Origin of the sequence: Litorivivens lipolytica, from assembly GCF_014191715.1 — a bacterium.
Lineage (GTDB): Bacteria > Pseudomonadota > Gammaproteobacteria > Pseudomonadales > Spongiibacteraceae > Litorivivens > Litorivivens lipolytica.
The window spans coordinates 423,309-445,391 of sequence record NZ_JACHWY010000003.1; the positions used below are offsets into that span (position 1 = coordinate 423,309).

22 protein-coding genes are annotated in these 22,083 nt (G+C 57.2%); 11 read left to right on the forward strand and 11 right to left on the reverse strand.

The window, feature by feature from the left end; all coding sequences use genetic code 11:
* Positions 1 to 17 precede the first annotated feature (17 nt).
* Entirely contained in the window at positions 18 to 668 is a 651-nt protein-coding gene (gene yihA, locus FHR99_RS14185; RefSeq protein ID WP_183411368.1) for a ribosome biogenesis GTP-binding protein YihA/YsxC, read from the forward strand.
* A 368-nt stretch (positions 669 to 1,036) separates the two neighbouring features.
* Here yihA and polA read toward each other — a convergent pair whose 3' ends face one another.
* The gene (gene polA / locus FHR99_RS14190) at positions 1,037 to 3,751 is read right to left on the reverse strand and encodes a DNA polymerase I (protein ID WP_183411369.1); all 2,715 of its coding nucleotides are present in this window, start codon (positions 3,749 to 3,751) and stop codon (positions 1,037 to 1,039) included.
* A gap of 269 nt (positions 3,752 to 4,020) precedes the next feature.
* Here polA and FHR99_RS14195 point away from each other — a divergent pair, with 269 nt between their 5' ends.
* Positions 4,021 to 4,281 carry a hypothetical protein gene (locus tag FHR99_RS14195; protein ID WP_183411370.1) on the forward strand — a complete coding sequence of 87 codons (261 nt, stop codon included), beginning with the start codon at positions 4,021 to 4,023 and terminating at the stop codon, positions 4,279 to 4,281.
* Positions 4,282 to 4,391: 110 nt separating this feature from the next.
* On the opposite strand, the gene FHR99_RS14200 is transcribed toward FHR99_RS14195, so the two are convergent.
* Positions 4,392 to 5,243: a metal ABC transporter solute-binding protein, Zn/Mn family gene (locus tag FHR99_RS14200; RefSeq protein ID WP_183411371.1), complete on the reverse strand. Its 852-nt coding sequence runs from the start codon at positions 5,241 to 5,243 to the stop codon at positions 4,392 to 4,394.
* 58 nt (positions 5,244 to 5,301) lie between these two features.
* Between FHR99_RS14200 and FHR99_RS14205 the strand changes: the two genes are divergently transcribed.
* From FHR99_RS14205 to FHR99_RS14225, 5 genes are all read left to right on the forward strand, one after another.
* Positions 5,302 to 5,787 (forward strand): Fur family transcriptional regulator, encoded by a 486-nt coding sequence (locus FHR99_RS14205; RefSeq protein ID WP_183411372.1) that lies wholly within the window; start codon positions 5,302 to 5,304, stop codon positions 5,785 to 5,787.
* Positions 5,784 to 6,533, forward strand: coding sequence for a zinc ABC transporter ATP-binding protein ZnuC (znuC, locus tag FHR99_RS14210; protein WP_183411373.1), 750 nt, complete (start codon positions 5,784 to 5,786; stop codon positions 6,531 to 6,533). Before FHR99_RS14205 ends, znuC begins: the two co-directional genes overlap by 4 nt.
* On the forward strand, positions 6,526 to 7,314 hold the full coding sequence (locus FHR99_RS14215; protein ID WP_183411374.1) for a metal ABC transporter permease: 789 nt from the start codon (positions 6,526 to 6,528) through the stop codon (positions 7,312 to 7,314). Before znuC ends, FHR99_RS14215 begins: the two co-directional genes overlap by 8 nt.
* 120 nt (positions 7,315 to 7,434) lie before the next feature.
* On the forward strand, positions 7,435 to 8,151 hold the full coding sequence (locus FHR99_RS14220) for a hypothetical protein (protein WP_183411375.1): 717 nt from the start codon (positions 7,435 to 7,437) through the stop codon (positions 8,149 to 8,151).
* Entirely contained in the window at positions 8,138 to 8,923 is a 786-nt protein-coding gene (locus FHR99_RS14225; RefSeq protein ID WP_183411376.1) for a hypothetical protein, read from the forward strand. The genes FHR99_RS14220 and FHR99_RS14225 overlap by 14 nt, the downstream gene beginning before the upstream one ends.
* 3 nt (positions 8,924 to 8,926) lie before the next feature.
* On the opposite strand, the gene FHR99_RS14230 is transcribed toward FHR99_RS14225, so the two are convergent.
* From FHR99_RS14230 to FHR99_RS14250, 5 genes are read right to left on the reverse strand one after another with little or no spacing between them, the layout of a single operon-like run.
* Positions 8,927 to 9,598 (reverse strand): SCO family protein, encoded by a 672-nt coding sequence (locus FHR99_RS14230; protein ID WP_183411377.1) that lies wholly within the window; start codon positions 9,596 to 9,598, stop codon positions 8,927 to 8,929.
* Between the two features lies 1 nt (position 9,599).
* Positions 9,600 to 10,463, reverse strand: a complete 864-nt coding sequence (cyoE, locus tag FHR99_RS14235; RefSeq protein ID WP_246387068.1) for a heme o synthase — start codon at positions 10,461 to 10,463, stop codon at positions 9,600 to 9,602.
* A gap of 47 nt (positions 10,464 to 10,510) precedes the next feature.
* Positions 10,511 to 11,704: a COX15/CtaA family protein gene (locus FHR99_RS14240; protein WP_183411379.1), complete on the reverse strand. Its 1,194-nt coding sequence runs from the start codon at positions 11,702 to 11,704 to the stop codon at positions 10,511 to 10,513.
* Positions 11,705 to 11,741: 37 nt separating this feature from the next.
* Positions 11,742 to 12,350, reverse strand: a complete 609-nt coding sequence (locus FHR99_RS14245; protein WP_183411380.1) for a hypothetical protein — start codon at positions 12,348 to 12,350, stop codon at positions 11,742 to 11,744.
* Positions 12,337 to 13,068, reverse strand: coding sequence for an SURF1 family protein (locus tag FHR99_RS14250; protein ID WP_183411381.1), 732 nt, complete (start codon positions 13,066 to 13,068; stop codon positions 12,337 to 12,339). The genes FHR99_RS14245 and FHR99_RS14250 overlap by 14 nt, the downstream gene beginning before the upstream one ends.
* Before the next feature lie 63 nt (positions 13,069 to 13,131).
* Here FHR99_RS14250 and FHR99_RS14255 point away from each other — a divergent pair, with 63 nt between their 5' ends.
* On the forward strand, positions 13,132 to 13,371 hold the full coding sequence (locus FHR99_RS14255; protein WP_183411382.1) for a DUF2909 domain-containing protein: 240 nt from the start codon (positions 13,132 to 13,134) through the stop codon (positions 13,369 to 13,371).
* 259 nt (positions 13,372 to 13,630) lie between these two features.
* On the opposite strand, the gene FHR99_RS14260 is transcribed toward FHR99_RS14255, so the two are convergent.
* From FHR99_RS14260 to coxB, 4 genes are read right to left on the reverse strand one after another with little or no spacing between them, the layout of a single operon-like run.
* Positions 13,631 to 14,605 carry a cytochrome c oxidase subunit 3 gene (locus FHR99_RS14260; RefSeq protein WP_183411383.1) on the reverse strand — a complete coding sequence of 325 codons (975 nt, stop codon included), beginning with the start codon at positions 14,603 to 14,605 and terminating at the stop codon, positions 13,631 to 13,633.
* Between the two features lie 37 nt (positions 14,606 to 14,642).
* Complete coding sequence (locus tag FHR99_RS14265) at positions 14,643 to 15,209, reverse strand: cytochrome c oxidase assembly protein (protein ID WP_183411384.1); 567 nt, start codon at positions 15,207 to 15,209, stop codon at positions 14,643 to 14,645.
* Positions 15,202 to 16,776: a cytochrome c oxidase subunit I gene (ctaD, locus tag FHR99_RS14270; protein ID WP_183411385.1), complete on the reverse strand. Its 1,575-nt coding sequence runs from the start codon at positions 16,774 to 16,776 to the stop codon at positions 15,202 to 15,204. Before ctaD ends, FHR99_RS14265 begins: the two co-directional genes overlap by 8 nt.
* A gap of 11 nt (positions 16,777 to 16,787) precedes the next feature.
* Complete coding sequence (gene coxB / locus FHR99_RS14275; RefSeq protein ID WP_183411386.1) at positions 16,788 to 17,945, reverse strand: cytochrome c oxidase subunit II; 1,158 nt, start codon at positions 17,943 to 17,945, stop codon at positions 16,788 to 16,790.
* Positions 17,946 to 18,283: 338 nt separating this feature from the next.
* Here coxB and FHR99_RS14280 point away from each other — a divergent pair, with 338 nt between their 5' ends.
* The 3 genes from FHR99_RS14280 to FHR99_RS14290 all read left to right on the forward strand — a co-directional run bounded on the left by FHR99_RS14280 (position 18,284) and on the right by FHR99_RS14290 (position 22,079).
* Positions 18,284 to 19,588 carry an MATE family efflux transporter gene (locus FHR99_RS14280; RefSeq protein ID WP_183411387.1) on the forward strand — a complete coding sequence of 435 codons (1,305 nt, stop codon included), beginning with the start codon at positions 18,284 to 18,286 and terminating at the stop codon, positions 19,586 to 19,588.
* Between the two features lie 165 nt (positions 19,589 to 19,753).
* On the forward strand, positions 19,754 to 20,887 hold the full coding sequence (locus FHR99_RS14285) for a GGDEF domain-containing protein (protein WP_183411388.1): 1,134 nt from the start codon (positions 19,754 to 19,756) through the stop codon (positions 20,885 to 20,887).
* Positions 20,880 to 22,079, forward strand: coding sequence for a GGDEF domain-containing protein (locus tag FHR99_RS14290; RefSeq protein ID WP_183411389.1), 1,200 nt, complete (start codon positions 20,880 to 20,882; stop codon positions 22,077 to 22,079). Before FHR99_RS14285 ends, FHR99_RS14290 begins: the two co-directional genes overlap by 8 nt.
* The last annotated feature ends 4 nt before the right edge of the window (positions 22,080 to 22,083 follow it).

A 22,083-nucleotide genomic window follows, 5' to 3' on the forward strand; every position in this document is an offset into this window, starting at 1 on the left:
TCCAACAAGAGACTCCCATGGACCACATCCCGGCCATCAGCTATCGACGCGCCCGCTTTCTACAGAGCGCCCCCAGTCTGCGTGAATGCCCCGACGATATTGGCGCCGAAGTGGCCTTTGCAGGCCGCTCCAACGCCGGCAAATCCAGCGCCATCAACCGCCTGACCGAAAACAAGAAGCTGTGCCGCACCTCGAAGACCCCCGGCCGCACGCAATTGATCAACTTTTTCAGCCTGAGCGAGAACCAGCGGCTGGTGGACCTTCCCGGCTACGGCTTCGCCAAGGTGCCGCCGGAGGTTAAAAAGAAGTGGGAGCGCCATCTGGAGCAGTATCTGGCCGAGCGTCGCTGCCTGCGCGGGCTGGTGCTGATGATGGACATTCGCCACCCCCTGCAGAAATTCGATGAAACCATGATTCAGTGGGCGGCCCAGTGCGATATGCCCGTGCGTATCTTGCTCACCAAGGCCGACAAGCTAAGCACCGGGCAGGCCAAGAACACACTGTTTAAGGTAAGGAAGGACTTACAACCCTTCGGGGCGCTGGTACAAGCACAGTTGTTTTCGGCGCTGAACGGGCAGGGGCTGGATGACCTGAAAGAACAGCTGGATGTGTGGCTGGATGCGACCGAGGCGGATGAGGAGTTTGTTGAGGACGACGCAGGGATGTAGTTTAAAGGCTTGGCACTCCGAATCCGGCCACCAGTGGGCAGCGAGTTTAAAGAGATTGCTTCGCTGCGCTCGCAATGACAGCTAAACCTGTGAATCAGGCAAAGAAGCGCTGATCCGTCGAGCCGGGCCAATGGCACCAAACCCAACACCCAACCGAGGCCACATAAAAAAAGGCCCGGTACATGGGGGGGTACCGGGCAATCAGCTTCTCTGGGGAAAAACCGACTCATGGAGAAAGTCGGCCAACAGCATAGTGCTGTTGTACAAGCTTAGAAGGTTTCCCGAATCTTTAGTTCCCAAAATTTCAGAAATGGGAATATTCCCAAAACCCATCCAATTTCAGGGGCTTGCGCGCAATTACCGACTCGTTAGTGAGCTTCATCCCAGTTGTCGCCAATGCCCAAACCCACCTCCAACGGCACCGACAATTCGGCCGCATTGGCCATTAGCATTTCCAGCTTTTTGGATACGGATTCGACTTCATTTTCAGCCACTTCCAGAATCAGTTCATCGTGTACCTGCATAATCATGGCCGCGTCCACATCGCTGTTTTCCAGCCAGCGATCCACGTCAATCATGGCCCGTTTGATGATATCGGCGGCGGTACCCTGCATCGGGGCGTTGATGGCGATGCGCTCGGCGGCCTGACGGCGCATGCCATTGCTGGCCTTGATATCCGGCAGGTAGAGGCGGCGGCCAAAGAGCGTTTCCACATAGCCTTTTTCTTTCGCGCTGGTCTTGATGTCGTCCATAAACTTGGCCACACCGGGGTAGCGGTCAAAATAGCGGTCGATGTAGTCCTGCGCCTCGCCGCGCGGGATGTGCAGCTGGCGCGCCAGGCCAAAGGCCGACATGCCGTAGATCAGGCCAAAGTTAATGGCCTTGGCGTTGCGGCGCTGCTCGTCAGTGACCTCGTCCAGACTCGCACCAAACACTTCGGCGGCGGTGGCGCGGTGAATATCCTCACCCTCAGCAAAGGCCTTAATCAGCCCTTCGTCGCCGGACAGGTGGGCCATGATGCGCAGCTCAATCTGGGAGTAGTCGGCGGCGACCAGCTTGTAGCCTTTCTCTGCCACAAAAGCCTGACGAATTCGCCGACCTTCGGGGGTTTTAATGGGGATATTCTGCAAGTTCGGGTCGGTTGACGACAAACGCCCGGTCGCCGCCACCGCCTGATGATAGGAGGTATGGATGCGCCCGGTCTTGGGGCTGAGCATCTGCGGCAACTTGTCGGTATAGGTAGATTTGAGCTTGGCCATGCCCCGGTAATCCAGAATCAACTGGGGAAGCTTGTAGTCGTGGGCCAGCTCGACCAGCACTTCCTCGGCGGTGGAGGGCGCGCCTTTCGGGGTTTTCTTCACTACCGGCAGTTCGAGCTTTTCAAACAGAATTTCGCCGAGCTGTTTAGGGGAGGAGAGGTTGAAGGGGCCGCCGGCCTCTTCGTAAGCCTCTTTTTGAATAGCGTCGATCTTTCCCGCCAGCTCCTGACTCTGCTTCTCCAGCAGGGCGCGATCAACCTTGGCACCGAAACGCTCCATCCGCGACAACACCGGCACCAGAGGCATTTCGATGGCCCGATACACGTCGTCCAACTCCTTCTCAGCCGCTACCTGAGGGCGCAGGGTTTCGTGGAGTTTCAGGGTGATGTCGGCATCTTCGGCAGCATAGAAGCCCGCTTCTTCGATTTTAATCTGGTTAAAGGTGAGCTGCTTGGCGCCCTTGCCGGCGATATCCTCGTAGTGAACCGTGGAATGGCCGAGGTATTTGAGGGCCAGCGAATCCATATCATGGCGGTTGCCGGCGGCGTCCAGAATATAGGACTGCAGCATGGTGTCTTCGCTGATGCCACGCAGGGTAATGCCGTGATTGACCAGCACGTTGGCGTCGTATTTCAAGTTTTGACCGACTTTGGCCTTGTCCGGGTTTTCCAGCAGAGGCTTGAGGGCACCTAGCACCTCTTCTTCACTGAGCTGATCCGGCGCACCCAGATAGTCGTGCCCAAAGGGCACATAGGCGGCCTTGCCAGCCTCAACCGCAAAGGAGACGCCCACCACCCGCGCCTGCATATAATCGAGGCTGGTGGTTTCTGTATCAAAAGCGAAGAGGGGAGCCGCGTCGAGTTGCTTAAGCCATTGTTCAAAAAGGGCTTTATCCAGCACCACATCGTATTCGACCGGAATTTCTTCGGCGGGCGCGGTTTCGCCGCCGGCCAGCACCTCATCGATCCAGGTATTGAATTCCAGCTCCCGGTACCAGTGCAGCAGCTCGTCGGCATTTTCGTCGCCCTGCTGAATCTCATCAAAGGCCAGCGGCAATTCGACATCTAGCTTGATGGTTGCCAGTTCATAGGACAGCTCGGCCTTTTCGCGCTCGGCCTCCAGCTTCTCAGGGAGTTTCTTGGCACCGCGAATGGGTAGCTCGGGGATCTGGTCGAGCTTTTGGTAAATGTCCTGCAGGCTCCCCAGATTCTGGAGGAGGGCGAGGGCGGTTTTTTCACCAACGCCGGGAACGCCCGGAATATTGTCGACTTTGTCGCCCATCAGGGCGAGATAATCGATGATCAGCTCCGGCGGCAAGCCAAATTTTTCCTTCACCCCGGCCGGATCCATCACGGTATCTGTCATCGTATTAACCAGCGTGACATGCTCGTTGACCAGCTGGGCCATGTCCTTGTCGCCGGTGGAAACCAGCACCGACTTACCTGCCTCAGCGGCCTGAGCGGAGAGGGTACCGATCACATCGTCCGCCTCAACGCCCTCAATCGCCAGCAGCGGCAAGCCCATCGCCTTGATAATGGCGTGAATGGGTTCGATCTGCTCACGCAGCTCGTCGGGCATGGGCGGACGGTTGGCTTTGTACTCCGGGTAGATATCGTCGCGAAAGGTCTTGCCCTTGGCGTCAAACACCACGGCGATCGTGGCCTTGGGGTAATCCTTTTTCAGGCGCCGGATCATATTGATCACCCCCTTGGCGGCCCCGGAATTGCGTCCACTGGAGGTGGTCAGCATGGGCAGGGCGTGGAAGGCGCGGTAAAGGTAGGACGAGCCGTCGACCAGAACCAGGGCGGGATCAAGCGCAGTCATGGGTGTTTAGAGCCTGTTATTCGGGGAGCGCGGAAGTGTAGCACGGGGCCAAATCACGTCCCAACATGACCAAAACCCAACCGAATCATTACAGATGTGTTACCCGAAACACCCCTAGGTAACACTTTATGCATAACAGCACCGGCCTGGAGCAAAATTACACCGATTTAATGGGGACTTCTGATCCGCAATGTGTTACCTTGCGTAACATCAAATGTAACAAGGCATTTGATGAAGGGCACCAACGCCCAGTTAGGAGGAACCAAGCGATGAAAAGACTTGCAAGTGTAATCACTCTGATGATTGCCAGCACGCTGGCGACTGCCGCCGATTCGCAAGTTCGCGTCGACGAGTCGCTGGTACTGGCCTACAACACCACCGAAGCCAAAACGGTCTCCGCTGCCGAAGAATCAACCATCGCGGTTGAAGTGAGCAGCAAGGTAATGGACCGCACCCTGAATGAGGTTTCTGCCTCACTGGGCGCCGAGCTGGACGCTCGCATTGCCGACCTGATGACAGCGTCGGAATAAGATAAGAAGCTCTGCGGTCGTGCGATCTCGCATGGCCGCCATTGTTTCTGCTCTGCCACCGATCCCGTCTTTGGATCAACCTGATGTCAGCAACCCGCTGACCCGAAAGCTTACTTTGCCAGCCCCTGGCAGCGCGTAAAAGCGCCCCCCAGCTGACGGTAGTACTCGACGTACCCAGTCTCGGTAACATCGATATCTGCCCCCATTGGATCAAGCGCGATTTGCGGGGTATCAATGCCTTCGAGTAATCGCACCATCATCCGGCTCTCGTGCTGGGGCTCGCGGAAGACACAATCAAACTCCCCTGCCATCAGGCGACTTCGCAATTCGACCACATGAGCAGCACCCGGCATGGTTTCCGCGTGCGGCGCCAGCACTGCCGAGGCCTGCAAGCCATACTGCCGCTCAAAGTGGGTGTAGCCCTGGTGCGGCAGAAAGTAACGCGGTTTGGCAGCGGTAAACACCTGTTTCAATAACAGGTGCTCCTGTCGCAACGCCGATACCAAGCGGGCCGCCTGCGCATAGAAAAAGGCCGCCTGAAGAGGGCGCCGCTTGGCCAGCACCTCACTGACTTCACGCGCCATATCCGCCACGTTGTCGACACTCAGCCAAACGTGGGGGTCATCCGCCATGAACTTTTCATCCAGCACCGCACCGAGCGCCACAGCATTTTTATTGCGCGACAAGGCCGATTCCAGAAACTGCTCCAGCTCCGGGCCGACCCACAGCACGATATCGGCCTCTTTCAGCAGCTGCCAATGGGAAGGCTTCAAGCGAGCATCATGGGGAGAGAAACCGGCGGGCAGCAACAGGCGACTGTCGACCTCTTCACCCCCAATCGCGGTAACCAGCAGCTGCAGGGGCTTGATACTACTCACAACCAACAGAGGCTCGCGCGCCAGCACTGGCTGAACCACGGCCAGAAAAACCACCATTAACATGACTTTAGCGCGCTGCAACACGTGAACTCCCGAAAAAATTGCAATATTATAACATTTTTATTCTCAGCCGGAGCACGCCATGAGCGGGCCAACCGCCTACGAACGGCACGACCATCACCGCTGCATCGACGACGCGCTGCTGGCCGCACGCCGGATTTGCAAATCCAAGGGCGCACGGCTGACCGAATTGCGCGAACGGGTGCTGACCAAGGTCTGGCAGAGCCACCGACCGCTGGGCGCCTACGCTATCCTTGAAATGCTCGCGAAAGAAGGACTCGGGCATCCGGCGCCGCCGACGGTCTATCGCGCACTGGATTTCTTGCAAGAGCTCGGCCTGGTGCACCGCCTGTCGTCCCTCAACGCCTATATTGGCTGCGACGACCCCGGCAAACCCCACGACTGCCAGTTTCTGATCTGTCGCCAATGTCAGGTAACGGTTGAGGTCGCCGCAGCCGAGGTCAGCAAGGCGCTGTCCCGCTGCGCCGAAAAACGCGACTTCAGCATTGACCACAGCAACGTCGAAATTGTGGGCTACTGCCCCAACTGTCGAGACCACACCCAATGAGCGCGCTCGTGACCCTCGACAAGGTGACATTCCACGCCAGCGAGCGGCAGATCCTCGACGAAATTTCCCTGTCGCTGAAGGCCGGTGAAATAACCAGCCTGATTGGACCCAACGGCGCCGGCAAAACCACCTTGGTCAATCTGATTCTCGGCTTGAACCAACCGACCAGCGGCAAAGTAAAGCGCCAGCGCGGGCTGCGCATCGGCTATATGCCGCAGAAGCTGACTCTCAATGCCGGCCTGCCGCTCAGTGTCGACCGCTTTCTTGCGCTGACCGGCGCCCATCGCCAAGCCCGCAAGCAATCCTTGACCATGGCCGGCGCCAGCCAGCTTATCAACCACTCCATGCACGGCCTCTCCGGTGGCGAAACCCAGCGAGTTCTGCTGGCCCGAGCGCTGCTGGCCAAACCGCAGTTGCTGGTGCTGGACGAACCAGCGCAGGGCGTAGATATCAGTGGCGAGGAAGAGCTCTACGCACGCATATCCGAACTGCGAAACCAGCTCGGCTGCGCGGTGCTGGTGGTGTCTCACGACCTGCACTGGGTTATGGCTCAAACCGATTCGGTGATCTGCCTGAACCGCCATATCTGCTGTCACGGTCACCCGCAGTCCATCAGCAACGACCCCGGTTACCTCACCCTGTTTGGCGAGCAGAAGACGCCCGTGCTGGCGCCCTATGTGCACGAGCACGACCACGACCACTCCATGCACGGTGATGTGGTAGAGGGTGGATGCCAGCATGATTGATATTCTGCTCTATGCGTTTATTGCCGGACTGCTGCTGGTCATTCCCGCCGGGCCGCTCGGCAGCATTATTCTGTGGCAGCGAATGGCCTACTACGGTGACACGCTGGCGCACTCAGCTTTACTCGGGGTCGCACTCGGACTGCTGCTGGATACCCACGTCGAGCTCACTGTGCTCGGCGTCTGCGTCTTACTCGCCCTGTTACTCGGCCCTCTGCACCGTATTTCCGGGAATAGTCTGGACAGCCTGCTCGGCATTGCCGCCCACACTTCCCTGGCACTTGGCCTAGTAGCGGTTTCCATGCAGAGCGGCGCCGTCGATCTGAACGCGTATTTGTTTGGCGATATTCTCGCTGTGCAGCGCAGCGACCTGATCTTACTGACCGGCATTTCCGTACTGTGCTGCGGGCTGATGCTGTGGCGCTGGAATGCACTGGTCGCCATCGCCACTCATCGCGATTTGGCACAAGTGGAAGGCCTCCCTGTGGCGCGACTGGAAATACTGCAGATGGTGCTGATGGCCCTGCTGGTCGCGGTCGGCATGAAAATTGTCGGCGTACTACTCATCAGCGCGCTGCTGATCATTCCGGCAGCTACTGCCGGGCGGTTGAGCCGCACCCCAGAGCAGGTGGCGCTGGGCGCAATTGGCTGCGGCTGTATCGCCGTTGTTGGCGGCTTATTCAGTGCTTGGCAACTGGACACACCCGCGGGGCCCAGCATCGTGGTATTTGCGGCCGCACTGTTTTTTCTGCTGCTACCGTTTGGCAAGCGCACAAAGACTTGAAACAGCTTGTATTAGCCGCGCTCACAGTTTAATTTACCGCACACAAAATTATGATTTGTTAAATAGGCCATAACCGCTTTGGCACTAAAGAGGACAGCACACCTCTTTCCCGACCTGGCATTGAAGGAGCGTCTGCTGATCGCCGCGGAGAGAGATATCGCTCTGCACAGCCTTCCCGGGTCACGCATTCAGCGCGTTGTGAAGGATGCCGGCTCGGCCAATATTTCTGCCATCCGCTATCACTACGGCGACATGTCACGATTGCAGGACGCCGTATTTTTCTACCGCTATAAAGCCATCAATCGCTACGCCGATATCATCATGCAACGCTGGTCGGCGGAAGTCCGCGATCAGATGCGCGTACAACACTATGTGTTTGCCATCTTCGCCCCGCGCTGTCTGATCATCTACCACACTCTGCCTGCCGCGTTTTACTGCGCTTGCGCAGAACAGCTGGAAATACTGAAGCCCGACCGGATCAACGATCAGGACAGACACCCGTGGTTCGCACCACTGCGCAACTGCTTCGCCGGTCTGTTCAAACAAATGAGCGATCAGCTGGGTGGCGACCGCGCCCTGGAACGTCTGCAGTTAGTGGCGCCACTGACCGCCGGTATGCTGACCCAACAAGAACGCGAACTGCGCGAGGCCTTTGAAGACAGTCAATTTACTCGAGCCGACGCGGCGCAGTCCCTGACCAGCTTTATCTGTGAAGTAGTGGAGTCACTAACCGCCAGTCTATTGCGCGAACACTACCAGCCCATTGATACAGACTTCGCCACCGCATTCCATGACATGACAGCGATCCCGCCGGAGTGGTTCATTGATAGCGATTGATGACAACCCATCGGCCTTCGTCGCCCACTTCAAGGATCTGCCGATTCCGGAACGCATGCTGCTGTCTATCGAAAAGCAGGTGGCACTACTCGGACGGGATGGCGCACGCATTGCCGGCATTCTGGAAAACGCTGGCACCCGCAACGGCGCAGCGGTTCAGCACTATTATGGCGACAAAGACACTTTGATCTACGCGGCCTTCATATACCGCTATAAAGCCTATAACGATTGGTGTCGCCACTATCTTGAATTGCTTGAGCACCACGATTCCGCCACACCGAACTTAAACTATCGGGTACTTGGCTTAACCGGCGCCTGGGCCTACCTGTGCAAACACAGTCTGCCTTACTGCTATCACGCCGGCTTTATTCAGAAGATGGGATTGACCAACCCGGGTACCAGCGGAATTGCGTCGGACTACACCTGGAACGGGCCTACGCGGATCTTGCTGGACAGCGCACTGGCGGCACTGGAAGCGGTGCTCGGGAACGAGCTTTACACCAAACGCATTGGCTTAGGCGCGCTGCATTTAGTGAATGTTTGGGCAGCCAAGGAACGCAGTATACGCGAAGCCCTGTCCTCGCCCGGCGCCGAGAGGCAAACCATCCGCCACCAGCTGGATCATTTCAGCGTGGAAATGACGGAAACCTTGTGCGCCAACTTGCTGCGAGAAAAATTCCGGCCGTTTGAATCGTCACCGCTGGAACTGCTGCATCAAACCGACGCGCGTTGTGGCGAGCCGGTCTGGCATATTGAAAAGGTCAATCAGTAGGCGTTATCGCAGGGCCTTGAAGGTTGGCATCACCCGATTGATCTGCTCGACCGTAATCGGTGCTTTCAGAATTCCGACGAAATGCCCATTCGGATTGATCAATGCAACATTGCCGCTGTGATCCACCAGATAGTTTTCACCGCCGCCTGGCACTTTAGTGAAGGGTGCACCAAGGCCTGTCGCAAAACGATGAACCTCCAGAAACTCCCCGGTTACACCGCGGAAATCTTCGTGGAAAAACGCAAGATACTGACTCAGTTGACTGACAGTATCCCGCGCCGGATCAACACTCGCTAACACAATCCGGGTTTCCGACTGCTGCTCGGGCGTTAACTGATCATAGTACTGCTTTAGCAATGCCAAGGTGGTCGGACAGATATCCGGGCAGAAGGTATAACCGAAAAAAACAATATCCCACTGACCTTCGAACCAGCTCGCATCAACCGACTCACCGCGATCGTTAGCCAGTGTAAACGCGGGTAGCTTGCGCGCTTTTTCAAACAGCAGTGCGCCATTGGCCTGAAGCTCTTCCGCACTCAATACGCGCTCGCGGGTAAAGGCCCAGAAGAAACCGCCGACAAACAAGGTGGCCAGTATCACAATCGTTACCACCGTGATCTGAATGCCGCGTTTGCGCTCGCTACTCACTTCTTCAAAAGGTTCCGGATAGGCCACGTCAAGCTCCCAATTCGTAGATCGTAACCGCCGGCAGCAGGTAGTGGTCGGCCAGCATGATGACAAAAATCGCCAACAGGTAAATCAGCGAATACTTGAAAGTCTCCATCGGCGCCTTGGGGTTTTTGCCGCGCATCAGCACAATCGCCCAATAGATAAAACCGGCGCCGAATACCACTGCACCTAACAGGTACAGTGAGCCGCTCATGCCGGTGGCGAAGGGCATCAGCGAGACCGCAAACAGAATCAGGGTGTAAAGCAGGATTTGCAGGGCGGTGTACTTCACACCGTGGGTGACCGGCAGCATCGGAATATCGACTTTGGCGTATTCCTCTTTGCGGGCGATGGCCAGCGCCCAGAAGTGAGGCGGCGTCCATGCAAAAATAATCAGCACCAAGAGCAGGGCGTGGCCGTGGATTTCACCGGTAACGGCCGTCCAGCCCAGCAGCGGTGGGGCAGCCCCTGCGAGACCACCGATTACAATATTCTGTGGCGTAGCGCGCTTCAGCCACAGGGTATACACCACCGCATAACCGAGCAGTGACGCCAGCGTCAGCCAGGCGGTGAGGGCGTTAATTTTGATCAACAGCATGGCCATGCCGGCAAGACCCAGCACCAGCGCAAAGATCGATGCGTGCAGGGTATCAATGCGGCCCTGAGCGACCGGGCGGTTCTGGGTGCGCGCCATCACCAGATCAATGCGCCGATCCACCAGATGATTCACCGCCGCCGCCGAGGCGGCGCACAAACCGATACCGACATTGCCGTACAGCAGCACTTCCCAAGGCACCATACCCGGTACCGCCATAAACATACCGATCATGGCGGTGACCAGCATCATGTAAACCACGTTGGGCTTACACATTTCGTAGTAGTCTCGCCAGGTGGCGCGGCCTTTGGCCGTGCTGTCAGTCACGATGTTTGCTCCTGTGGCGCTGCAGTGCGCAGGCCGTAATTGAGGGTCACCAGCGTCAGCAGCAGCAGCGCGCCGCCGAGGTTGTGGGACACGGTCACCCAAAGGGGGAATTTTAGCAGAATGTTGCCGAGGCCCAGACAGACCTGTAGCACCAGCGCCGCCGTCACCACCACCGACATGCGCTGCAAAGGCGCGAGGCCAGTCTGGCGCAGACGCCAGGCCAGTATCAATAAAACCAGCGTGGTGATAATGGCACCGATGCGATGGGAAAAGTGGATCGCCACGCGCGCGGCATTGTCCATCGTGCCGCCCAGGTAGTTCGGGCCGATATGCTGGGTGATATTAAAGCCTTCGGCGAAATCCATTTCCGGCAGCCATTCATTCTGACAGGTCGGCAGATCCGGGCAGGCCACGGCCGCATAGTTAGAGGTCGTCCAGCCACCCAATGCGACCTGAACAATGACGACCAGCAAGGCCACCATGGCAAAGGGCTTGAGTCGCTCAATCGCCGTCAAGCCTGCCGCGGAAACCGCCCAGCGTTGGTTGCGCAAGCGCAGGGCCAGCAGCCACAACAGGGCAAATACCGTAAAGCCACCCAGCAGGTGTGCAGTAACGACCTGCGGCCACAACTTCAGGGTTACCGTCCACATGCCGAACAGGCCCTGCAGTATCAGAAAGCCCGCAATAAAGGCCGGCAGTTTAACCGGCTGTGACGGCGAGGTTCCGGTCTTGATCGCCAGCCAGGCCAACCAGCCAAAATAGGCGGCCACCATTTTCCAAAGATAGGGGTCGAGGCCGTCGCCATAAATAATGCGCGCCACAGTGCCACAGAACAGCACCGCGAGGAGGGCAACCGTGCCTTCCCAGGGCGTTCCTTCAGGGCGATGTTTAAGGCTCAAACCGAAAATAATCAGGCCGAGCAGCCCCAGACTCGAGGCAAACAGGCGGTGCACTTGCTCAGGCCAGGTCTTGTCGGTTTCAACCGGTGTCGCCTCAAATTCCGGATGGGCATTGGCGGCGGCAATTTCTTCCTGGCTGTCAGGCCACAGTACGTGGCCATAGCAGGTCGGCCAGTCCGGGCAGCCAAGGCCCGCATCCACCAGACGGGTAAAGGCGCCGAGACCTACCACCACAACGGCAAGCGCGCAGGCCAGCAGGGTCAGGCGATAGCCCGGTTTTGTTTGATTCATGCCCGTGTTCACAGAGTGCGTCTCCCCAACAAAGCCATTAGCGAAGCAGGCGCTTCATATCCTTGATCACCAGTTTACCGGTACTGGTCAACGTATCCTGCTCCAGATCCGGCAGCTGATAAAACATCATGACCCAACCCTTGGGATCGACCACATAAAAGCCCGGGGCCTCGTCTGCCAAGGGTAGTTTGGAATTGCGATAGGCATCGCCGTCGATAAACGCCGAGGTCAGCTTTTCATGCTCATCAATCAGCAGCTTGTCGAGCCCCGCACTGAATTCAGTGGAGGTATTCAAGTACATCCGCGAAACGCGGCCCATCTTCTTACCCAGCGCGGTGTGGGTCTGACGGGTCAGGTAGAGCATCGCTTCGCAGGTGCTTTCGCAGTAGCCGTCGCCGACCACCACAAACTGCCATTGGGAATCCATCTGATTAAACTGCACCGCTTCACCGTTGCGGTGCACCGGCTGCAATTCGCTGATCGCAAGCGGCGGTTGAATCAGGGTACCGTTATTGACGGTGCCCAGCGCCAGCATGTCGCGGTTGGCCATTTGATAGACCAGCGTCGAGAGGGCGATAACCAGCAGCGGGATGCCGATAATCAGGGAAAACACCAACTTGGGTGAACTGTTGTCAGGATTGCTCACGCAGATCTCCTCGGGATCGATTCTGATGCCAAAGTCGCCAGCCAAACAGGGCAACGATAACGGCAGCCATGCCAAACCATTGAACGGCATAGCCTGTGTGTTTTTCCGGCGGCATATTAACCGCACTATAGGTCTGTTCAAACATACCCGGCTGACCGCGCTCCAGTCGCAGTAACAGGTCGGGCAGAGCGGTACCCAATTCGCGCTCGGCGCGCTCGGTTGTCAGCCACTGCAGGCGCTTGGGCCAAGCGTCGGTAGACGCTTCCTCACCGAGCGTGAAGCCACTCGCGCTGCCACTGTCGATGATTCCGCTCAAGCTGAGTTCGCCGCCCGGTGTTTCAATATCCGGCAATTCGCGGCGACCGCGATCGCCCGGCACCCAACCGCGATGTACCAGCACGGTCTCGCCGTTGTTCAGCAGAAAGGGGCTGATCACTTCAAAGCCATAGCGCCCCTGGTAAATGCGGTTTTCCAGCAGCCAATAGCGCTCGCTGTCGAACTGTCCACGCAGAGTGACCGCACGAAATTCCGGCAAGTCACCCTCAACACTGTCAATTGCCAGCGGCGGCAAGGCCTGCTGCTGCTCTTGCCGGGCGAGCACTTCGCGCTTGTCGGCGGCACGCTCCAATTGCCAGAAGCCGAGCGTCAGCAAGACCGGCAACACCGCAGCGACCAGCAGGGCCAGCGGCCAATTGCTTTGCCAGAGACTGCGACTCATCGGCTCACCCCCGTCATGGGCGATTGTGTATACTGCCCGCTTTTAACCGGGGGTATTATCGCCATGGGGCTCAAAATTGCCATTGCCATCCTGTTTATCGGCGTCGTCATCAGTCTGTTTTCGGGGTTAACCTTTCTGGTGCAAGATCAGGGCGACGGCAAAAAACGCCAATGGTACGCCCTGGGTATTCGCGTGCTGCTCGCTGGCAGCATGCTGGGCTTGATTGCCTATGGCATTCAGAGCGGTCAACTGGAGTTTGGCGCGCCTTGGGATCAGCATAAGTTGGTGCCGGTGGAGGAGTAATTCTACCGTGCCACATAAAACACACCGTCATTGCGAGCAACGCGAAGCAATCTCCTGAATTCGGCACCTTACCCACCAGATCGCCGCGTCGCTGCGCTCCTTAGCATGCCCCACGAAGTGCTTTGGGTACGCGATGACGGGGTTTGTTGACTGCAGCTAAGCCCGAACAACCCTTCTCCACACAAACCTTCCCCATATAAACAAAGGCCCAAACACTCGCGCGTCTGGGCCCTGTCGAAACTACCTGTAATACGGCGGTTTAGAAGATGTAAACCACCAGCATCAGGAAGATCCACACTACATCTACGAAGTGCCAGTACCAGCTGGATGCGGCGAAGCCGAAGTGATCATCCTTGGTAAAGTGGCCCTTCATCACGCTGCGCAGCAGCTGAATCAGCAGCATGATCATACCCATTGCCACGTGGAAGCCGTGGAAACCAGTCAGCATGAAGAAGGTCGTGCCGTAAACACCGGTTTCCAGTGTCAGGCCGTAGTGAGCGTAGGCTTCGTAGTATTCGAGAATCTGCAAACCAACGAAGACAACACCCAGCAACACAGTCACAGTCAGCCACTGGTGGAACTTTTTGCGGTCGTCGTGCAGCAGGGCGTGGTGAGCCCAGTGAACAGTCACAGATGAAGTCAGCAGGATGACAGTGTTGTAGAAGGGCAGCCACTTGAACAGTTCACCGAAACCGGGGAAAGCCATGCTGCGCTCGGGACCCGAGAACACACCGTTGTTCGCCATCACCTGATTAGCCACACCACCGATCGCATCCTGAGGCGTTTGCATCAGCGGCCAGCTGTAGGAGAAATCACCCCACAACAGGTAGTTGGAGCGTCCGGCATCACCTTCACCGGCCAGCCACGGAGCCGCAAACCAGCGGATGTAGAACAGGGCCAGGAAGAAGGCGAAGAAGAACATCACCTCGGAAAAGATAAACCACTGCATGCCGATCACGTAGGAACGCTTCAGCTGAGCGCTGTTCTTGCCCGCCAGGTGTTCGGTAATAGCGGTTTTGAACCACACAAACAGGGTTGCTGCGAAGAAGGCCAGACCTACCCAGAAAATAAACCAGGAGTTGGTTGACTCATTCGGGTCGCCAAAAGTGCCGTCGTTGATGCCGCTGGCAGCACCGAAGATCGTCAGCACCAGGCCAATAGTCGCACACACAGCGAGTTTGCTGCTCTCGGGCACGTAATACACTTCGTGCCCCGTGTTGCCTTGACTTGCCATTTTGTTTCTCCGTTGTTCTCGTGTGAGAAAACTCGTTTTAACGCGCGGCGACAGAATCGCTCTGCGGCTGCGCCATTTCTGTTACATCAAAAATCGTATAGGACAGGGTGATGGTGTGTATGTCCTTCGGCAGATCCGGGTCGACAATAAACTGCAACCCCAGATCCGCTTCACCGCCGGCAACCAGAGGCTGACGGTTAAAGCAGAAACATTCCGTTTTGTGAAAATACTCCGCTGCCCGCGAGGGCACAACACTGGGAATGGCCTGAGCGACCATATCCCGGGGTTGGGTATTGCGTGCAAAGTAGGTGATGTTGGTTGCTTCACCCGGATGCACAGTCACCACGTTGGTGTTGGGCTTGAACTCCCACGGCATCTGCTCGTTGAAGTTGGCCACAAACTGTATTTTCACAGTGCGGCTGGTATCGACAACGGTTTCCGTTACCTCATACCGGCCGCCGGTCTTGCCGTTAATGCCCAGTACATCGCACAACACGTTGTACAGGGGCACCATCACCACAAAGACAAAGGCGAACATCGCCACACACACCGCCATCAACTTGGCGGTGGTGTAGAAAATACCCTTGTCAGTGCGTTCAGCCATGGGCCTCGCTCTCTTTCACTTCCGGCGGAGTGGTGAAAGTGTGGTAAGGCGCAGGCGTCGGTACAGTCCATTCCAGACCGTGGGCTCCGTCCCAAACCTTCGGATCGTCGATCTTCTCACCGTGGGTGATGGTGCGCACCACGTTGAACAGGAAGAGCAACTGGCTGGCGCCGTAAATGAAGGCACCAATTGACGACATCATGTTGAAGTCGGCAAACATCAGGTTGTAGTCAGGAATACGACGCGGCATACCGGCCAGACCCACAAAGTGCTGCGGGAAGAAGGTCAGGTTGAAGCCAACGAAAGATACCCAGAAATGGGTTTTACCCATGGTCTCGTTGTACATCTTGCCAGTCCACTTCGGCAACCAGTAGTAAACCGCCGCAGACATGGAGAAGATCGCACCCGCCACCATGGTGTAGTGGAAGTGAGCAACAACGAAGTAAGTGTCGTGGTACTGGAAGTCAGCCGGAGCAATCGCCAGCATCAGACCAGAGAAACCACCCACGGTGAACAGGAACACAAACGCGATCGAGAACAGCATCGGCGTTTCAAAGGTCAGAGAGCCTTTGAACATGGTGGTGATCCAGTTAAACACCTTGGCAGCAGTCGGTACCGCAATCAGCATGGTGGCGTACATGAAGAACAGTTCGCCAGCGATCGGCATACCTACCGTGTACATGTGGTGAGCCCACACGATGAACGACAGGAAAGCGATAGACGCAGTTGCGTAAACCATGGAGTCGTAACCGAACAGCGGCTTGCGCGAGAAGGTCGGGATGATCTGAGAAACCACACCAAAACCGGGCAGGATGATGATGTAAACCTCGGGGTGACCGAAGAACCAGAACACGTGCTGGAACAGAACCGGGTCACCGCCACCAGCAGCTGAGAAGAAGCTGGTGCCGAAGTGGATATCCATCAGCATCATGGTCACTGCACCCGCCAGTACCGGCATAACCGCAACCAGCAGGAAGGCGGTGATCAGCCAGGTCCATACGAACAGGGGCATTTTCATGTAGGTCATGCCCGGCGCACGCATGTTGACGATGGTGGCGATGATGTTGATCGCACCCATGATGGACGACAGACCCATGATGTGGACGCCGAAGATGAAGTACGTCACCGAAGGCGGAGCATAGGTCGTCGACAGCGGCGCGTAGAAGGTCCAACCGAAGTTGGGGCCGCCGCCTTCCATAAACAGGGTAGAAGCCAGCAGCGCGAAGGCCGGAGGCAGAATCCAGAACGACCAGTTGTTCATCCGCGGCAGTGCCATATCGGGGGCACCGATCATCAGCGGAATCATCCAGTTCGCCAGACCAACAAAGGCCGGCATGATGGCACCGAATACCATCACCAGACCGTGCATGGTGGTCATCTGGTTAAAAAATTCAGGCTCTACAATCTGCAGGCCCGGCTGGAACAGCTCGGCGCGGATGATCATGGCGAACGAACCGCCAAGCAGGAACATCGCGAAGCTGAACCACAGGTACATCGAGCCGATGTCCTTGTGGTTGGTGGTAAACAACCACCGACTTAAACCTTTAGCAGGTCCGTGGGCACCCATGGTGATTCCTCCTACTGACCTTTCTTGAAGTTGTAAATATCAATCGGCTGGACCTTGTCACCCATGTTGTTGCCAAAGGCATTACGGGAGTAGGTCACAACGGCCGCCAGTTCGACGTCGTTCAGCTGGCCACCAAAGGCCTGCATCGCGCTGCCGGGGACACCATTGATCATGAGGCCGATATGCTCGGAAACACCGCCAGTGGCGATCGGGCTGCCTGCGATAGGCTTACCAACACCGCCTTCACCGTTGGCGCCATGACAGGCCACACAGGAACGGGTGTATACGGCCTTGCCGCGCTGCATCAGCTCATCCATGGAGAAAGTCTGAGCCATCAGCTGCTTGATCTCGGCGGCTTCGGCTTGCTTGCCTGCCAGCCACTGATCGTATTCGGCCTGCTCAACAACGTTAACCACGATGGGCATGTAGCCGTGGTCGCGACCACAGAGCTCAGCACACTGCCCGCGGTAAACGCCGGTTTCCTCGGCACGGGTCCAGGACTCGTTGATAAAGCCGGGAATCGCGTCTTTCTTCACCGCCAGGGCCGGAACCCACCAGGCGTGCAGAACGTCGTTCGCGGTAATCAGGAAACGAATCTTCTTGTCGACCGGGATAACCATCGGCTCATCAACTTCCAGCAGGTAGTTGGAACCTTTCTCAGCGGTGTTGTAGATCTCGCTTTTATCGGTCAGCAGGTTGGAGAAGAAGGAGATATTGTCACCCTCGGGGATGATGTACTCGTACTTCCACTTCCACTGATAGCCGGTCACCAGAATGTCGATATCGGCGTCATCGGTATCGTAGATTTCGATCAAAGTCGTGGTAGCCGGCCAGGCCATCACAACCAGAATCAGGAAGGGAACAATCGTCCAGGCAACTTCCAGGGTGGTGTTCTCGTGGAAGTTCGATGCCTTGGCGCCCTGCGATTTACGGAAGGCAAAGACGGAATAAAAGAGGAAGCCGAAGACCACGACACCTACGATTACACATATCCAGAATACGAGCATGTGCAGGTCATAGATTTTCTGGCCAACTTCGGTCACGCTGGTCGTCATGTTGGTTTCCCAGCGCTGGCCGTTAGAGGCCCAGGCACCGGAGCTGAACAGGGTCAGCGCCAACAGCACAGGACTAAGCGCCAGCTGAGACAGCCGTTTCGCTTGTGAATACATTCTCCCGTGTCTCCATGTACAAAGGGTTTAATTTTCCCCATCGCGAGCGATAGACGGTGCACAATTTCATGGCAAAAAGCGGCCCTGGAGCCTGAGCAATCTCTTTTGGATTGTTGAAACGAAAGTACAAAAAGCCCTGTCGCCTGTACGAATACGAGCGTCAGTGAGAGTGTCTTCCCCTGCCATGGAACGGTCTGCGCACCGCCCAAAGTTCACTTTGGGTGCGGCAAAACGACGCAATTATAAACCCTTCTTCCAAGGCAGCGCCACTCCGGGCGCGCTAAAATGCACCACTCCCGCCTTGCCCGGGGCGGCAACTACTATTGAATGAGGTTCCATTGAGCCTGCACCACAAAATATGGCGGATCGCCGGCCCCCTGATTCTGTCCAACCTGTCCGTGCCTCTGCTCGGGCTGGTGGATACCGCCATTTTGGGCCATCTCGACAGCCCGACCTATCTGGCGGCCGTGGCTGTGGGCAGCAGTATTCTCGCCTTCTTTTACTGGGGCTTTGGTTTTCTGCGGATGGGCACCACCGGCGCGTCGGCCCAGGCCTGGGGCGCAGAGGACGAAGACCAACAGGCGCAGGTTCTGCTGCAGTCCACCGCGCTGGCACTGGGGCTTGGCCTGAGTGTGATGCTGATTGGCCCCTGGCTGGCACCCCTGGCGGTTTCGGCCATGCAAACCCCTGACAGCGCCCGGGAATTTGCCGCCAGCTACCTCGATATTCGCTTGCTCAGCGCTCCCGCTGTCTTGCTCACCTACGTGGCGGTGGGCTGGCTGATTGGCCAGCAGCGGGCGCGATGGGCACTAGTGGTGATGGTGGCGACCAACGCCCTCAATATTGTGCTCGACTACCTGCTGATACTCGGCGCCGGCCTGAACAGTGACGGCGCCGCCTGGGCCAGCGTGATCAGCGAATACAGCGGCCTTGGCATTGCCCTGTGGGCGGTGGGCCCCGCCCTGAGGGGCATTGCCCGCCAGCGCCTAGCCGGCATGTTAGTAAGCGCAAACTATAGAGCCATACTCCAGACAAACAGCGCTTTGTTTATTCGAACCGCTGCCCTGCTGTTTGCCTTTGCCTTCTTTACCGCCCAGAGCGCGACCTATGGCACGACGGTATTGGCCGCCAACACCATTCTGCTCAACCTGCTGCTGTTCACCTCTCACGGCCTCGATGGCTTTGCCCATGCGGCCGAAGCACTGGTGGGGGAGAGCGCCGGGCGCAAGCATCAGCAGGAATTCACCGCTGTGTGCCGGGCCTGCGGCCAGTGGAGTCTGGCAATGGGTGTACTGCTGTCGATCGGCCTGCTGCTGGGCCAAGACCCGATAATCAACCTGATGACCGACCTGCCCGCGGTCGCCACCAGTGCCCACGAACATTTTTTCTGGCTGGCGGCGCTGCCGCTGATTTCCGTCGCCAGCTACCTGCTGGACGGCATCTTTATCGGCACCCTGCAAACCCGCTGGATGCAGCACACCATGCTGTTGTGTGTCGCAGCCGTCTACCTGCCGGCCTGGCATCTTGGGCAGGGTCTAGGCAGCCATGGCCTGTGGCTGGCCTTCCTATTATTCAATCTCGCCCGAGGTTTGTCGCTGGGCCTGGTCTTTGCCAGGCTGCAGCATCGCCGAGACTGGTGGTAGTAGTATCCCTGATGCCCGGGAAAGCCCGGATCCGCTAGAGTTCAGGTGCCAAAAACCAGACACGGGTACAGAGCGATTCAGGAGCCAGATCCTAAAGGCAAACTTCTTGCGTGCGACGAGGACTGTGTATACCGCCAACACATCAAGGATTGGCGGCACCTCAAGTTGCGCTTTGAAGGCGCCCTGGAAACCGATTACCGCCGGCATCTGCTGCGGCTGTCGCTGCGCGCGCGCCTGCTGTTCGGCGGCTTGTTGCTGGTGATTTTTACCAGCTACCCTCTGCTGGAACTGACACTCTTCCACCCGCCCAACGCCTTTACTGAAAAGGTTCGCCCCTTGCAATTTGGGCTGGTGGTTCCACTGTTGTTGCTGTTAATTACCGCCTCACTCAGGTCCAAACTTCACCGCCTATCTACCAGCATCACGATGGTAACCATCTTCGCCATTGGCGCCTGTGTTATGTATCAGCGCCTGCTGGGCCACGAGCTGGGCTACGTCACCGCCACCAACTGGGCGAACATCACCATTCTGGCCTCCTTCTTCTTTTTCGGTTTACCCCTCAAGCGAATTTTGCCGCTGGCATCCGTGCTCGTAGTGATGAATATCGCCACAGAATTCCATATCGGGCAGTACACCCCTAGCGAACTCAACTTTATAAACAGTGTGTATGAAGCGGAAATTATCGTGATCTGTTTTGTGCTGGGTGTTTGCGGCTGTTACAGCATTGAAACCAGCAATCGACTGAACTGGCTCGAAGCCCGCGATCTGCAACGCAAGGTATTGCACGATGGCCTGACCGGCACCTTTACTCGCTTGGAGTTTCGCAGCCTCTATCGCCGACTGTTCTCGCTGGCGCAGCGAGAACAGCGTCCGATCAGCATCGCTATAGCGGACCTCGACTACTTCAAGAACTACAACGACCACTACGGTCATGCGGCAGGCGACCAATGCCTCGCCGCCATCGGACGTGTATTGCGCAAGATCGCTAAAAAACACGGCGGATTTGTGGCGCGCATAGGCGGCGAAGAGTTTGTCCTGTTGTTTTACGGGGCCAGCGAATTTGAGAATGCAAAGATTCTGCAATCGGTTCGCGCTGCCGTAGAAAATCTTGCCATTGAGCACACGGCTAGAGATGACGACAACGGCTATGTCACCATGAGCATTGGCTCGATCCACCTTGTCCCAGATGGCAGTATAAACCGATTTGCCGCGCTTAAAATTGCCGACCAGAATCTTTACGCCGCCAAAGAGCGCGGTCGCAATCAACTCGCACTGAGTGAGGCGCATCAATATGCCTAGTCTGGGCATCGACCCCACAATGCAGGGTGTTGGTGACCGACGGGCTACGCCGGTGGGCCGCATCGTCAGGCGGCGCATGGGCGAAGTCTATCGCGCACGCTTCAACGCCGAGGACGAAGAGCGTTTTAAAGTCTACTGCGATGAGAGCCGAGCGGTTTTCCGTATCATCTTTATGCTGGCCGGTTCGGCGCTCGCGCTAGGCCTGCTCGCCATTGATTATTTCCTGCCCGGCCTGCCCGCGGACTTTCTTCAAATGCGCGAACGCCAAGTCTTTGGCGTGATGGTGCCCTTGCCATTGCTGGCCGCCGCCAGCGCTTATCTGCCGCGCTTTCGTCGCCACTCGGAAATGCTGGTTACCGTTACGGTTGCCGCCTCTAGCCTCATGTTGATTATTCAACGCTATATCGGCGCATCGCTCGGGCTGGACGTTCCCCTGGCACTGATCGCACTGCCCATCTTTATCGGCTTGCTGCTGTGTCGCGTCCGCTGGAACATGATGCTTCCGTCTCTCGTCGGCACCTACCTGCTAACCGTTATTACTGAACTCGCGATTCGACAACCAACCGTGGAAGCGAGCGCGTATTTGTACTCCTACACACTGCTTGTCATTACCTTTGCGGGTGGCGCCTGGGTGGTCGAAGTACAGAATCGACTGACGTGGCTGCGACGTGATTATCTCCGCCGCCTGTCGAGCATTGACCCCCTGACCGGGCTTTTGAACAAGCGCGCGTTCAACCGTGAATACCAGCGCCTCTATTCGCTGGCGCAGCGCGAGCAACGCCCCTTGTGCGTGGTGCTTTTGGACCTCGACCACTTCAAGGCCTACAACGACCACTACGGTCACCCGGAAGGTGATCGATGCCTGAAGCAAATTACCGAGCTACTGCAAACGCAAACCCGACGCGCCAGCGATATCGTAGCTCGCGTCGGCGGAGAGGAATTTGCGGTTGTCTGGTTTGGCTTGGAAAAAAACAGCGCAACCAATATGGTCAATGCCCTGCTGGAAGATATTCGGCGCCTGAATATTCCACACGCAAAAACCGGCACCGGCGCCAACAGGGTCACAGCGTCGGCCGGAGCACGCTGGTTGTTACCCCAGCGTCAAAGTTCTCCCGCCGCCTTGCTACACGAAGCTGATGTGCTGCTTTACGCAGCCAAAAATACTGGTCGCGATACCTTCAAGCTCGACTAGAGCC

Coding starts and splice junctions, on each gene's coding strand:
- yihA (WP_183411368.1), top strand. CDS start 18: ATGGACCACATCCCGGCCATCAGCTATCGACGCGCCCGCTTTCTACAG.
- polA (WP_183411369.1), bottom strand. CDS start 3,751: ATGACTGCGCTTGATCCCGCCCTGGTTCTGGTCGACGGCTCGTCCTAC.
- FHR99_RS14195 (WP_183411370.1), top strand. CDS start 4,021: ATGAAAAGACTTGCAAGTGTAATCACTCTGATGATTGCCAGCACGCTG.
- FHR99_RS14205 (WP_183411372.1), top strand. CDS start 5,302: ATGAGCGGGCCAACCGCCTACGAACGGCACGACCATCACCGCTGCATC.
- znuC (WP_183411373.1), top strand. CDS start 5,784: ATGAGCGCGCTCGTGACCCTCGACAAGGTGACATTCCACGCCAGCGAG.
- FHR99_RS14215 (WP_183411374.1), top strand. CDS start 6,526: ATGATTGATATTCTGCTCTATGCGTTTATTGCCGGACTGCTGCTGGTC.
- cyoE (WP_246387068.1), bottom strand. CDS start 10,463: ATGTGTAAGCCCAACGTGGTTTACATGATGCTGGTCACCGCCATGATC.
- FHR99_RS14240 (WP_183411379.1), bottom strand. CDS start 11,704: ATGAATCAAACAAAACCGGGCTATCGCCTGACCCTGCTGGCCTGCGCG.
- FHR99_RS14250 (WP_183411381.1), bottom strand. CDS start 13,068: ATGAGTCGCAGTCTCTGGCAAAGCAATTGGCCGCTGGCCCTGCTGGTC.
- FHR99_RS14255 (WP_183411382.1), top strand. CDS start 13,132: ATGGGGCTCAAAATTGCCATTGCCATCCTGTTTATCGGCGTCGTCATC.
- FHR99_RS14260 (WP_183411383.1), bottom strand. CDS start 14,605: ATGGCAAGTCAAGGCAACACGGGGCACGAAGTGTATTACGTGCCCGAG.
- FHR99_RS14265 (WP_183411384.1), bottom strand. CDS start 15,209: ATGGCTGAACGCACTGACAAGGGTATTTTCTACACCACCGCCAAGTTG.
- ctaD (WP_183411385.1), bottom strand. CDS start 16,776: ATGGGTGCCCACGGACCTGCTAAAGGTTTAAGTCGGTGGTTGTTTACC.
- coxB (WP_183411386.1), bottom strand. CDS start 17,945: ATGTATTCACAAGCGAAACGGCTGTCTCAGCTGGCGCTTAGTCCTGTG.
- FHR99_RS14290 (WP_183411389.1), top strand. CDS start 20,880: ATGCCTAGTCTGGGCATCGACCCCACAATGCAGGGTGTTGGTGACCGA.